This is a genomic window from Paenibacillus nicotianae, from assembly GCF_042681745.1.
Lineage (GTDB): Bacteria > Bacillota > Bacilli > Paenibacillales > Paenibacillaceae > Saccharibacillus > Saccharibacillus nicotianae.
Window position 1 is genome coordinate 882,299 of the sequence record NZ_JBHUGF010000010.1, and the last position, 13,186, is coordinate 895,484.

Sequence of the window (13,186 nt, forward strand, 5' to 3'; positions counted from 1 at the left end):
GTTTGAGTTTGAGTTTGAGTTTGAGTTTGAGAGGAGCACTATAGTTATGAGCGAAATATCTAATGAACACCAATCTATCCCGCAGATGTCGCGTTTGAAAGTCAGTCAGAATCAGCGGTTTGTAACACTGGAAAATGGTACACCTTTTTTCTGGTTAGGCGATACTGCGTGGGAGTTATTTCACCGCTTGGATCGAGAGCAGGCAAAGATGTATTTGACGTGCCGGGCGAAGCAAGGTTTTAATGTGGTTCAAGCTGTTGCTTTAGCTGAACTTGATGGGATAACCACAGGAAATGCGTATCAAAGAATCCCTTTTTTTATAAATGAAGCAGGGGCATACGATCCTTGTCTGCCTGATACTACAGGAGAATACTCGTACTGGGATCATATTGATTACATTGTACATACAGCGGCTACGCTCGGCATATATATTGCTTTCTTACCGACATGGGGCGATAAATATAATCAATTATGGGGAAAAGGGCCAGAAATATTTACAGCAGACAATGCTTATACATACGGGAAATGGTTAGGAGAGCGTTATCGAAATGATACTAATATCGTCTGGGTGCTTGGTGGCGATCGTCCACTGGATCAACCTCATCATATTGAGATTATTGATCGTCTCGCAGAAGGGTTACAAGCAGGGGATGATCATACACATCTGATCACATTTCATCCTAAAGGTTCTGCTTCTTCATCTCAATATGTGCATCCCAAATCATGGGTAGACTTTCATATGATTCAATCCGGTCATGCCGCAGGTGTACGTAATAATTATGTGATGATACAACATGATTATCAATTACAACCGATCAAGCCTACATTAGAAGCAGAACCATGTTATGAAGATATTCCGATAGATTTTCAAGCTAGTAATGGATATTTTGATGAAGTAGATGTTAGACAGACTGCTTATTATGCTGTACTTGCTGGTTCACTAGGGTATACGTACGGGCATCATTCTGTATGGTGTATGAGTGATGGGATGTATGATTCTACGGCATTTGATCAAGTCGGTGACTTTATTATCATGTCCTGGCAACAAGCACTAACTCGTCCTGGGGCTGAACAGATGAAATGGTTGCGCAAATTGATGCAATCTGTTGATTTTGTGACAGGTGTACCTGATCAATCGATAGTAACAGCTAACTTTGCAGGGGCTAACTATCAAGTCGCTAATCGTGGTATCGATTATATTCTAGTCTATTGTCCTCAAGGTCTGTATGTTAAAGTAAGATTAGGTATCCTGAATACAGATCAAGTCAGTCTGAACTGGTATTGTCCACGAACCGGACAATTATATCCGATCGATATCGTGGCGAATGATGGAGTACAGACGCTTGCAGCTCCATCCAGTGGACGGGGTCAAGATTGGGTGTTATATATTCATTCTGTACGTAAGGAGTGAGGTTGCATGTATAAAGTTATGATTGTAGAAGACGAGATGCTTGTACGCATTGGTTTGAAAAATTCAGTGGACTGGAGCAAGTTCAATATGCAGGTGATTGCTGATCTTCCAGACGGGCAGAGTGCCTGGGAGCAGTATCATCAAGAACGTCCTGATCTTATTATTACCGATATTCGAATGCCCAAAATGGACGGCATGGAATTGATTGCTCATGTGCGTGCAGAGGATAAATCGACTCGAATCGTAGTCTTATCTTGTCTGGAGGAATTTGAACTTGCGCGTAAAGCTATGTCTTTAGGAGTATCCGGTTATATCCTCAAACTCACAATGACCGAAGAAGAAATTCAAACGATATTACAGACGATTCGTAATGAACTAGATCATCAACAACGTGCTAGAGTAGTCGAAGATCGCCCTTCATTATTGCCCTCCAATATAGAATTAATCAAAGAAAAGTATATTAAAGATTTTCTGTTATATGGTATCTATTCTGTCGAAGAATTTGAACGATTTGCTGTCCAGAGTCAGATGCAGTTGTCTCCGATACGACTGGTTGTTTGTATGATGGAAGTGGATCATTATTCCAAATTAAAGCAAAAATTTAAAGATGAACACGGGCATCTAATCAAAATGACATTGCTTAATATGTTAAATGAAATTACGACTGCTTTTCATAAAGGAGAAAGTCTGTATATTGATGAGACTCATTATCTTGTATTGTTAAGCTTTGAAGACATATTGTCCGAGCAACAGATTCGTCAGCAGACCGTATTGATTTTACAACGGGTACAACATGTAATTGGAACGTATTTCAACAGTTCTGTTTCTTTTGGAATTAGCGAAATAGATAACGCTTACAAATCACTTCCTCGATTGTATTTAGAATCTCATGAACGGTTGCAACATAAATTTCTTACAGGTACAGGATTGTATCATACAGGGCAAGAGCGTATAGATGTTGCCCCTATTCAAGCTCGATTAGAGCAGATTCGTCTATATTGTCCTTTACGTGAATTACTATCTCCGATGAAGCAAGAACGATACGATGATTATATACGTATTCTGCATGAGCATCTGTATGCAGATCGGCGCTCTATACAGCATTTGCTATTTCAATTAATACAATGGATCAGTACCAGTCTGTATGATTATCATCAAAATGAAAAAACGATTTTGTTCAATATTACCGATCAATTAGAACAATGTGATACATTGCCTGAAATGCTTACACAAATTCAGTTGTATCTGTCAGAAGTTGTAGAGCAATCTCGTACAATGATGCATATGAGCAGTGAAATTACCAAAGCGATTCAATATATCAAGCAACATCACACTCAAAATATTAGCTTGCAACAAGTGGCTGAACATGTGAATTTGAGTTTTGGTTATTTGAGCAATTTGTTCAAAAAAGAATTACAGATCACTTTTATCGATTATCTTAATCGTTACCGGATTGAACGTGCTAAAGAGTTATTAGTCGGTACTTCGCTCAAATCATATGATATTGCAGCTCAAGTCGGATTTTCGCCAGAATATACGTATTTTAGTAAAGTGTTCAAAAAGGTAACCGGTTTGAATCCCAATGAATATCGCCGTCAATATTGGACACAAGGAGAACAAACTTCTACTCTAAATCATTCATCTTCATCATCTGCATCTCTTAAAGGCTCGTCATGAACAAGCGACGCTGGCATAATATACAGAAAATCAAAAAAATCGGTAAAGTACAACATTTAGGTACGCAGTTGATCGTCTTTTTTATGGCGCTTAGCATTATAGTATTTTCGATCGCATCGTATTCGCTGTATTCATTTATGTTGGGATTGATCAAAGAACAAAATGAAAAATTGTTGTTACAACAATTCCAACAACTGGATCATAATATTCATAGTCTGGTAGGAGATGTGGATCGTTTATCCAAGCTTTTTTTACTAGATGATCATGTACAGAACTATATTCAAAATACGAATATGACAACTGAAATCGATATGATTGATTTGAAAAAAGCGATTTATGGACGGATCACTAATTTTATTAGCAATTATAACTACATTCATTCTATCTATATCATTTCAGATACGCGGGGTGCATTAGGAGGCAATACAACGCAGACACTGGTACATGGAGAACAAGCATGGACAGATCGCTTTTTTCAATCTGGCGGATATGAGAAAGCCAAGCAAGCTTTTCCTAATCTGATTATCGAAGGCGGAATCAAAGAATCTTATTACAATCCTTATGAGGCTGATCAACATAATGGCAATCTGGTGAGCTTGATTCGTGGAGTAAGACCTATTTATGAACCGCGTACCAATGCTACATTGGTATTTAATATTGATGAAACGTATCTGGCTTCCACCTATGCAGCGTCTCTCGATATGGCTGAAGGAGATATGTATATTGTTAATGAGCAAGGCATAATCATTTCAGCTAATCGGGCGGAACAAGTAGGTACACAAAGTGCGTATAGCCCGATGCAAAACAATGATGCTAATTTTGGTAGTTATGATATTACACGTGATCATGAACCGCTACAGATAGTCTATTACAAACTGCAAGATGCTAATTGGTATCTGGTACGTGAGGTGCCATTGACGTTATTTTCAGAGCAGATTACTTCAGTACAACGGATCATGGTAATCGTATTCTCGTTAAGTATTCTGGTCATTTTTTGTGCGACTTATTTTTGGTTACGTAAATTAATTCGTCCGCTTCATTTATTAGCTCATAAAATGAAAAATGTCAGTCAGGGAGAATTAGGAGTAACATTTACAAAAATTCCTAATAATGAATTTGGCATGGTAATGCGGCGCTTTAACGAGATGTCGCTTAGTATTGTAGAGTTGCTTCGTAGCAATAATGAGATTCAAGAGAAAAGACGTGAATTAGAAATTGAAGCGTTACAATATCAAATTAATCCGCATTTTTTGTACAATACACTCAATATGATTCGTTGGATGGCTTCAGCAGTCCAAGCAGATCATATCGTCAATAGTGTAGTAGCATTAGGCAATATTTTGCGTCCTGTCTTTGCAAGTAAAGATAGTATGTGTTGCCTACGAGATGAAATTAATTATTTGGAGAATTATATCAAAATTATCAATTATCGCTTTGACAATACGATTACATTTACATTTGATATTGAGCCGTCGTATTTGGACTATCGGATTCCGCGCTTTATTTTGCAACCATTGATTGAGAATTCGACCAAATCTGGCAGACCGGATGATGACGTGATCGATATAGCGATAGAAGTGTATGAACAAAACAATGATCTCTGGATTTCCGTAATTGATTCTGGTCGTGGCTTCGATCCACAGATGCGTGAACAATTAAATCATCAGTTACAGACCGGAGATAGCTATCCTTCGGAACAACAAGAATATAGCAGCGGTGTCGGTTTGTATAATGTAAATAAGCGTATTCAGCTATATTTCGGCAAAGATTATGGTATTCAATTGCCTCAAGTTCCTTATGGAGCAGAGGTTACTATTCATTTGCCCCGATTACTAGACGATACAGATCGTATCGTCTAACAGAAAGGATAACCGAATCGATATGAGTCAACTTTCGCGAGCCGAATTGATAGAATGGGTTGAACGTATTATGAACGCAGAAGGCAGTGAAGCAGAGATTGATGAATGGCTAACGATGGTAAAGCAACAAGTATCACATCCTGAGATCAGCAATCTTATTTTCTGGAATGAAGAAGATTGGACAGCGACTCAAATTGTAGATGAAGCTTTAGCTTATCAGCCTATCATTTTGCCACCTCCGTCTAATACTAGATGTTAAGATGGGGCAGGCTTACGATGACCACTTTGTTGCGTAATAATCTGTAATAGCTGTTCAGACATATAATGAGCACTGTATTGAAAGTCATTTTGAATCCAGGCAATAATAAGCCCCCATATAGCATAAGCTTGATAACTAGCATATAGATCGATATCTATTCCTGCTTGATTCATCGCGCGAATCGCTTCTGCATTGCGCATGTCCTGCATACACAATTGTTGCAATTCATAACAAATACGTTGCTGAAATCCGGGTAAAGCGTTGGAATGGGTGATCAATTGATAAAAATTACGATGAGTAGCTACATGATCAAAAATCTTGATAGCTGATGCTACCATTTCTTGAATAATTAACGTACTCACATGGCGGTAAGGTTCTTCATATGAATCTTTAAGATCGATAATCACCCGTTCAACGATATCATCGAGCAAATCTTCTTTGTACGTATAATGTTTGTAAAATGTACCACGATTCACGTCTGCTATCGTTACGATATCGGTAATAGTGATACTGCGAAATTCTTTTGTTTGCAATAATGATAATAACGCATCTGTTAGTGCTTGTTTGGTTTTACGTACCCGGCGATCCATTATAGCGATTCTCCTTTGGCATAAGTTTATAATCTATCACTGAGTAATCTGTGATTTTATCGATTCTGCAACAGATAATCAACATTCAGCCTAGCAACTGTTTATTTTTGAACATAATGCTTCTTTTTTGCTGATTGCATGTCTATGTTGTAGATTTTAAGATGATTATAACAGATGTTTGTTAACCAACAGATGTTGATTAATATGAGAAGCTATAGATCGCAGGAGGAATCAGAATGAGACTGGAAAATAAAGTTGCTGTTATTACAGGAGCCGCTTCAGGAATGGGTAGAGCGATTGCTTTGTTGTTCGCACAGGAAGGCGCTAAAGTGGTAGTTTCTGATATTCAACAAGCTTCAGCGCAAGTCACTGTTGATGATATTTTGGCTCAAGGTGGCGAAGCTGTTGCTATAGCGACCAATGTAACTCAAGAATATCAAGTCCAATTGCTTATTCAAACAGCAGTCGAACACTATGGAACACTGGATATTCTGGTAAATAATGCAGGGATCATGGATAACTTTGTACCGGCAGCCGATGTGACCGATGAATTATGGGAAAAAGTATTTGCTATTAATACAACCGGAACGATGCGAACTGTTCGTCAAGCTTTACCTATTTTTACAGAGAAAAAAAGCGGGATTATTATCAATATCGCATCAGCAGGTGGATTAAATGGATCAAGAGCAGGAGCAGCTTATACAGCTTCTAAGCATGCGGTTGTAGGTTTGACCAAAAATATCGGATTTCAATATGCTCCATTAGGAATACGTTGTAATGCGATTGCACCGGGTGGTGTGGCTACGAATATTAGCAGTACAATTAGTGAACCGAATCCATTTGGAATGGAGAGAGCGATGATTGGTATGGGCTTAAATCCCAAAAATGGTCAGCCTGAAGATATTGCTAAAGTGGCTTTATTTTTGGCTTCAGAAGATGCTAGTTTTGTAAATGGAACCGTTATTGTAGCTGATGCTGGATGGACGGCTTATTAAGGTTAAATGATATACAATAGGATACTATCTAACTAAATACTAAGCAGTCATATCATGTAAAGCATTTCAGAGTAGATCTGGAATGCTTTTTGTGTTGTATTTGTTCAACTTCATCTGTAAATGATTCAAGAATAGCGAAGCCATATCTGTATATTATTCAATTCTATCTACAGATTGTTCATTCAGTCTGTGCTTCAATACCTTTACTATTAAAAGCAAGCAAACGATATTTACACATTTATTGAATCTGTAGATTATGCACTCAACAGTCATCTATCGAAGGGGGTTCCGCTATGGATATCACGTATAAAAAAGAAAAAGTCGTTCAGATCAAAAGGCGGAAATATAATGCCGATGGAATCCGTTTATTACTTATGACTATTCCTTTTCTTCTTTTTGTAATCGCTTTCAGTTATGTGCCGTTATTTGGTTGGGTATATGCCTTTTTTGATTATAAGCCAGGTATACCGCTGAGCCAGACAGCTTTTGTAGGATTAGAACACTTCCGAGAAATGTTACATGATCGCGATATGGGAAGAGTGATGATCAATACATTAGCTTTGAGTGTATTATCTATTTTATTTGCGCCTTTGCCCTTAGTACTGGCGATTATGGTATCAGAAGTGCGTAATGGCTTTTTCAAACGTCTTATTCAGACAACCACTACATTACCGAACTATATTAGTTGGATTATTGTATTCTCGTTGGCTTTCAGTATGTTTAGTTCTGAAGGAGCGATTAATACAGCTATTGATCGACTAGGGTTAAGCGATACTCCACTTAATGTATTGGGAAATCCAGATCATGTATGGTTAGTACAGACATTATTGTTAATCTGGAAAACGATTGGTTGGAATGCGATCATCTATCTTGCTGCGATTGTAGGAATTGATGGAGAACAATATGATGCAGCCCGAATCGATGGAGCCGGACGATTACGAAGTATCTGGTATATTACTATTCCGAATATTATGCCGACTTTTATTGTATTGCTTTTGCTAGCAGTTAGTAATTTGCTATCAGCAGGGTTTGAGCAATATTTGGTATTTAACAATATTATGGTTGCTGACAAAATCGAAGTACTTGACCTGTATGTGTATCGTCTTGGATTGGTCACCAATGATTACCCTTACTCGACTGCTGTAGGTATGTTCAAATCGGTGATCAGTATTGCTCTGTTATTTATGATCAATAGCTTATCCAAACGGGTACGTGGCGAAAGTATTATATAATCATTATGCACATGAGGAGGACAATCCATGATTAGAGCGGAAAATACCAAGTCTATTCAATGGTCAGACTGGCTATTTAATGCAGTCAATTACACGTTATTGACGATCTTATTAATTGTGACCATCTATCCTTTTTATTATATTTTTATTTATTCGATCAGCGATTCATTTCGTGCACAGAGTGGTGTCTTTTTATGGCCTGCTGGCTTTTCGCTAGAAAGTTATAAAGCAACAATTAAGCTTCAAGGATTGGGTGATGCGGCGATTATTTCGGTATTGCGTACCGTATTAGGAACTGCGATCACTGTAGTATGTTGTTCCTTTTTTGCTTATTTGATTACCAAGCGTGAAATGCCTTTTCGCAAAATCATTTACCGATTTGTACTGATTACGATGTATTTCAATGCGGGCTTTATTCCATGGTACTTAACGATGAAAATGTACGGCTTACAAAACAATTTTTTGTTATATATTCTACCTACTGCATTAACAGGATTTTATATTATTTTGATCAAAACATTTATCGAGCAGCTACCACCTGCACTAGAGGAATCTGCTAAAATAGACGGTGCTGGTTATATCACTATTTTTACCAAAGTTATTTTTCCACTGTCTACACCGATTATAGCGACGATAGCTGTATTTGCGGCTGTAGGGCAATGGAATACATGGTTCGATAATTTTTTTCTAGTCGAAAATCCTAAATTACAAACATTACAATTGTTACTTTATAATTTTTTGAGCCAATCTAACAGCATTTCCAATATGAGTGCGGCTGATTTGACAATGTCTGCGGAAGCTAGAGTGATGACTCCTCAATCTATTCAGATGACGATTACGATGTTAGTCACGTTACCGATCGTCATTGTATATCCTATGTTGCAACGCTTTTTTGTAAAAGGAATTATGATGGGCGCGGTTAAAGGATAACCAAAGCAGTGTTATTGCTGAATTAAATCGATTATAGCTTGTAGAAATCTATAAGAATCTGAGGAGGAAGCTTCATGAATAATGGTAGAATCAAGCCATTTAAGCGTACGATCAGTATATTATTGGTACTAATTTTGATAACGCTTACAGCCTGTTCAAATAATACAACCGATACTACTCGTTCTGCTACACAATCAGGTACAGTAGATGCGAATGGCATTGTCACTTTACGTGTTTTGGTCAATGAGACAGGAACCAAATGGAATACGTATCCAGATAATGAAATAGCAAAAGCAATTGAAAAAAAGATCGGTGTCAAAATTGAATATGTAGAAGCCGATTCCAATAAAATGAATGTATTGCTAGCAGGTGGAGATTTGCCAGATATCGTGCGCTCCGATCCGACTCAATATGGTAAGCAATTGATAGATGGAAATCTGGTGATTCCGATGGATGATCTACTTGCCAAATATGGTAAAGACATTTCGAAAAATATCCCTACAGTTGTAGAATACAGTCAAAAGAACTGGAGTGAAGGACAAAATAAATTGTACTTTTTGCCTCCTCAAGTACAAGCAGATCCTAGTCCGGTCTATGCCAATCTTTCGATTGGGCCAACAATTCGCTGGGATTATTATAAAGAAATAGGAGCACCAGCTATTAACAGTACAACCGATATGTTAAATGTACTCAAACAAATTGTTGCCAAACACCCTACGACAGATGAAGGTAAAAAAGTATATGGAGTCTCAATGTGGCAAGATTGGGGATTATGGCCGTATATTATTCCGTTCACATGGATCACGCAACAGACCGCAGCAGGCAATTCAGATTTGTTTGCGAAGCCTTTAGGTGGCAAAGAATTGATTAATGTACTGACTGATGCCAATTCAAATTACTGGGTAGCTTTAGATTTTTATAACAAAGCTTATCGCGAAGGGTTACTTGATCCCGATGCGTTAACAATGAAAAATAATGATTATATGGCTAAAGCAACAGCAGGGCAATTTGTATTAGGGCCTGCTACATGGGCAATGGGAGATTTCAATTCCAAATATGCTAAAGATGGCAAAGGGTTTATCGTGTTACCTGTAGGTAAGCAAGCATGGTCAGGTGGCGTTCGTCCAATCGGTTGGGCAGATAAAAGTTATGCTATTTCAAAAAGTTCAAAATATCCAGAAAAAGCGATGGAATTTTTAAATTATATATATTCATATGAAGGTGCAAGAACGATGTATAGCGGTATTGAAGGAACCAACTGGACGATTGAAAAAGGAGTACCCCAATTAAGTAAAGAAGTATCGCAGCTCAAAGTAACAGGAGGGGATGCCTGGGAACGTACAGGAATTGCTCTTGATCCTAACTTGATCGGATTAGGTGGGAATGTGATTGATCCTACCACTAAGACCCCACTTGATCTCTTTGCTACAGAAGAAGCATTATCCACCAATGCAACCACATTGGAGAAAGACTTTAGTCAATATTACCATGCGTCTTATCCGGGAGAAGTGGTCGCTAATCTAGTCAAAGAAGGCAAGTTAAACGATGAAAATACACCGCTCAAAAATTTAACACCAGAACAGATTATTATGGAAAATACAATTGTATTGCCTGTGCTTACTGATGATCTACTCAAAAAAGAAACACAGCTTAAAGAAGTGGCTGCACGCACAGCAGCAACTATGATTTTATCCAAAACAGATGAAGACTTTGCAGCCAATAAGCAAAAAGCGATCGAAACGTTCAAAAGTTCAGGAGCAGACGAATTATCTACCTATATGAATACCGAATATGCCAAAGCTAGAGCAACAGCAGAACAAGCCAAATAGATCACACTTATAATACAATGCAAAAAAACCGCCAGTCTGTAGAAGCAGAGTGGCGGTTTTAATTTATATATCGTATAGTAGCGGCTATATACGATATCGTTAACGTCGTGATGAACGTGTCTTGGAAGTGAATAATACTTTTTGACCTGTGCTATTAAGGCTAGGAGCACCATGTACAACTGTAGATTGTGCTTTGGGAGCCGTTTGAAAAGCATCTTTGAATGAAGTAGAACAACCTGAGCATAGACGTCCTTGAGCAATAGGCTGTAAGCAACATTCGCAAGGATAAGTCAAATTTTTGTAGCCATTAGATAATTTACCTTGTTTGATCAGATCGTGTAATTCTGCTAAAGGGACCTGGGTCGCTTCACTTAAAGCTTCTGTCGTCGCTTTAGGAAATCTCCACATATAATCCATGCAGTTTTTCAAAGCTAGATCTAATTGATTGCTACAAGAGGAACATAAGTTACGCATATTTTTTTGGAAAATAGAACCGCACTTCGCACAATAATCCACCGTTAGAGTCAACACAATCACCCCTTACATCTCTTTTTTTAGTCTTTTAGATATAGGTACATAATACTATATCGGTTATAAGATAACAATAGAGTATACATAAAACATGAAATTTGTCGAATAAAATAAATAAATCCTGAATATGTAGGTACTAAGACTTGTCCATTAAATACAACAATAATTAATACATTTACAACGTAAGTTCCTGTACTATATAAAGCAATAATAAAAATTTCAATCACTTTACAACAAAAAACAACTCACCTTTTTACCGGCAAGTTGTTGGTAGATAAATTAAACAGGTACAATATTCAAAATCAGAAGCTAGTAACTATCGTAAATTTAAGCTAATGTACTACAGATTTCGATAAAATGTCCATCTGGATCAGCGATATAAGCTACTGTCTGCCCCCACGGTTTGATCACAGGTTCTTTGATAATCTTTACCTGTTGCGCACGCAACTGTTCTATCGTTGCAACTACATCATCTACTACGAATCCAATTTCAAATGTACTGGATATTGCCATTTCTTCAGCAACTTCGAGTCCAATCTCTTGTCGAACAGACTCGCGTGTATTAAATGCCAATGTCGTCATTCCCGTATCAAACTCCACATAAGTATCAACTTGCATTTTGACCGGTAATTGCAGAATATCTCTGTAAAAATGCATAGTCTGTTCTACATCATGAATATACAAAATAATATACTTCATCGCTAATTTCATTGATTGTGCCAACCCCTTTATAGTGACTTCTATATTTGTTGTTACTGCTTTGATCTATTTAAATTATAGACAACCTTACTGCAAAAAGATTGGAAAAAACGGTCATATTGTTGATTATGCCTACTCTATGTCTATAGAGCACTGTTGGACTGAACCTGTATAGATAATTGCCCGGGAGTTAGACCATAATAACGATGGAAATCATGAATAAGATGAGATTGGTCATAATAACCACCAGAGAAAGCTAATTCACCAAGACTGTATTGCGGATAACGATACATCTTCTGTAACACAGACTGAAAGCGAATAATATCTAATATTTCTTTAGGACGAATACCGAATTCTTGCTGGAAAATACGGCGCACCGTTCGTTCACTGTAATGTACTTGTTGCGCAAGTGTTGCTAAATCGATCTGTCCAGCACAGTCATACATTAATGATAAGCTGTGCGATAGTAGTGGATGAATAGGGCGAGGATGAATATCATATGTATATAATGCTTGCTGTAAGTATTGCTCGATTATATCGATTCGTAGCGCATTATCAGATGCACACACCACTTGCTCCCAAAAATAGCTTGCAGAATGTCCCCATAATTCTTGTAACCATATTTGTTCATGAAGATCAGCAATAGGATATCCAACAATCGCTTGCACCGCTTCCACATACATACGAATACCGAAAAAATTCATAGATTGCTTAGGATAAAAAACATCATATGTAGACATCCATGAAGAAACAAAAGCACCTTGAGTAACAGAAAGTGCATCCAAATCAAAAATAATATCGATACATCCATCTGGAATAATACGATAAGCAAAAGGAGTAGACAGAGTCGTAGAACTCAACTGAAATGTAGATGACCAATAACAAGCAACTGTAGATTGCAATAATGGTTGTGGAGCATATTCCTCATAATGATAATGATTATTTTGTAAATGAGATTGTAGCATCGGTGGCTGAAGAGGACGATATATCATTTCAACACTCCTTTTTAAGACATAGCTTTCAATACGCAACTTTCAATACACAGCATCCGAATGATGATTATAATCATGGCGTTATTTCTATTGTCTATATTGAGTGTAACATGATTTGGAATCAGCGTAATCCAATAATAATTAACAAAATGTTATTATCATATTGTAAATATCAAAAGATG

The 13,186-nt window shown here is 37.5% G+C and carries 12 protein-coding genes; 8 read left to right on the top strand and 4 right to left on the bottom strand.

What is annotated here, in order from left to right; all coding sequences use genetic code 11:
- The first annotated feature begins 46 nt into the window (after positions 1 to 46).
- The 4 genes from ACFSGI_RS08125 to ACFSGI_RS08140 are packed head-to-tail and all read left to right on the top strand — an operon-like array spanning position 47 to position 5,206.
- Positions 47 to 1,411, top strand: coding sequence for a glycoside hydrolase family 140 protein (locus ACFSGI_RS08125; protein WP_379282906.1), 1,365 nt, complete (start codon positions 47 to 49; stop codon positions 1,409 to 1,411).
- A gap of 6 nt (positions 1,412 to 1,417) precedes the next feature.
- On the top strand, positions 1,418 to 3,088 hold the full coding sequence (locus tag ACFSGI_RS08130; protein ID WP_204823643.1) for a response regulator transcription factor: 1,671 nt from the start codon (positions 1,418 to 1,420) through the stop codon (positions 3,086 to 3,088).
- Complete coding sequence (locus ACFSGI_RS08135; protein WP_204823644.1) at positions 3,085 to 4,947, top strand: cache domain-containing sensor histidine kinase; 1,863 nt, start codon at positions 3,085 to 3,087, stop codon at positions 4,945 to 4,947. The genes ACFSGI_RS08130 and ACFSGI_RS08135 overlap by 4 nt, the downstream gene beginning before the upstream one ends.
- A 22-nt stretch (positions 4,948 to 4,969) precedes the next feature.
- The gene (locus ACFSGI_RS08140; protein WP_204823645.1) at positions 4,970 to 5,206 is read left to right on the top strand and encodes a bacteriocin immunity protein; all 237 of its coding nucleotides are present in this window, start codon (positions 4,970 to 4,972) and stop codon (positions 5,204 to 5,206) included.
- Here ACFSGI_RS08140 and ACFSGI_RS08145 read toward each other — a convergent pair.
- The gene (locus ACFSGI_RS08145; protein WP_204823646.1) at positions 5,203 to 5,796 is read right to left on the bottom strand and encodes a TetR/AcrR family transcriptional regulator; all 594 of its coding nucleotides are present in this window, start codon (positions 5,794 to 5,796) and stop codon (positions 5,203 to 5,205) included. The genes ACFSGI_RS08140 and ACFSGI_RS08145 overlap by 4 nt on opposite strands.
- Before the next feature lie 236 nt (positions 5,797 to 6,032).
- Between ACFSGI_RS08145 and ACFSGI_RS08150 the strand changes: the two genes are divergently transcribed.
- From ACFSGI_RS08150 to ACFSGI_RS08165, 4 genes are all read left to right on the top strand, one after another.
- Positions 6,033 to 6,791, top strand: coding sequence for an SDR family oxidoreductase (locus ACFSGI_RS08150; protein ID WP_204823647.1), 759 nt, complete (start codon positions 6,033 to 6,035; stop codon positions 6,789 to 6,791).
- A gap of 293 nt (positions 6,792 to 7,084) precedes the next feature.
- Positions 7,085 to 8,023: an ABC transporter permease gene (locus ACFSGI_RS08155; protein WP_204823648.1), complete on the top strand. Its 939-nt coding sequence runs from the start codon at positions 7,085 to 7,087 to the stop codon at positions 8,021 to 8,023.
- A gap of 27 nt (positions 8,024 to 8,050) precedes the next feature.
- Positions 8,051 to 8,953 carry a carbohydrate ABC transporter permease gene (locus ACFSGI_RS08160; RefSeq protein ID WP_204823649.1) on the top strand — a complete coding sequence of 301 codons (903 nt, stop codon included), beginning with the start codon at positions 8,051 to 8,053 and terminating at the stop codon, positions 8,951 to 8,953.
- Between the two features lie 74 nt (positions 8,954 to 9,027).
- On the top strand, positions 9,028 to 10,782 hold the full coding sequence (locus ACFSGI_RS08165) for an extracellular solute-binding protein (protein WP_204823650.1): 1,755 nt from the start codon (positions 9,028 to 9,030) through the stop codon (positions 10,780 to 10,782).
- A gap of 99 nt (positions 10,783 to 10,881) precedes the next feature.
- Here the strand turns inward: ACFSGI_RS08165 and ACFSGI_RS08170 are convergent, their stop codons facing one another.
- From ACFSGI_RS08170 to ACFSGI_RS08180, 3 genes are all read right to left on the bottom strand, one after another.
- The gene (locus ACFSGI_RS08170) at positions 10,882 to 11,310 is read right to left on the bottom strand and encodes a hypothetical protein (RefSeq protein ID WP_204823651.1); all 429 of its coding nucleotides are present in this window, start codon (positions 11,308 to 11,310) and stop codon (positions 10,882 to 10,884) included.
- A gap of 330 nt (positions 11,311 to 11,640) precedes the next feature.
- A complete protein-coding gene (locus tag ACFSGI_RS08175) occupies positions 11,641 to 12,024 on the bottom strand; it encodes a VOC family protein (RefSeq protein WP_204823652.1) in 384 nt (127 codons plus the stop codon).
- A 131-nt stretch (positions 12,025 to 12,155) separates the two neighbouring features.
- The gene (locus ACFSGI_RS08180; RefSeq protein ID WP_204823653.1) at positions 12,156 to 13,004 is read right to left on the bottom strand and encodes a DUF6597 domain-containing transcriptional factor; all 849 of its coding nucleotides are present in this window, start codon (positions 13,002 to 13,004) and stop codon (positions 12,156 to 12,158) included.
- Positions 13,005 to 13,186 lie beyond the last annotated feature (182 nt).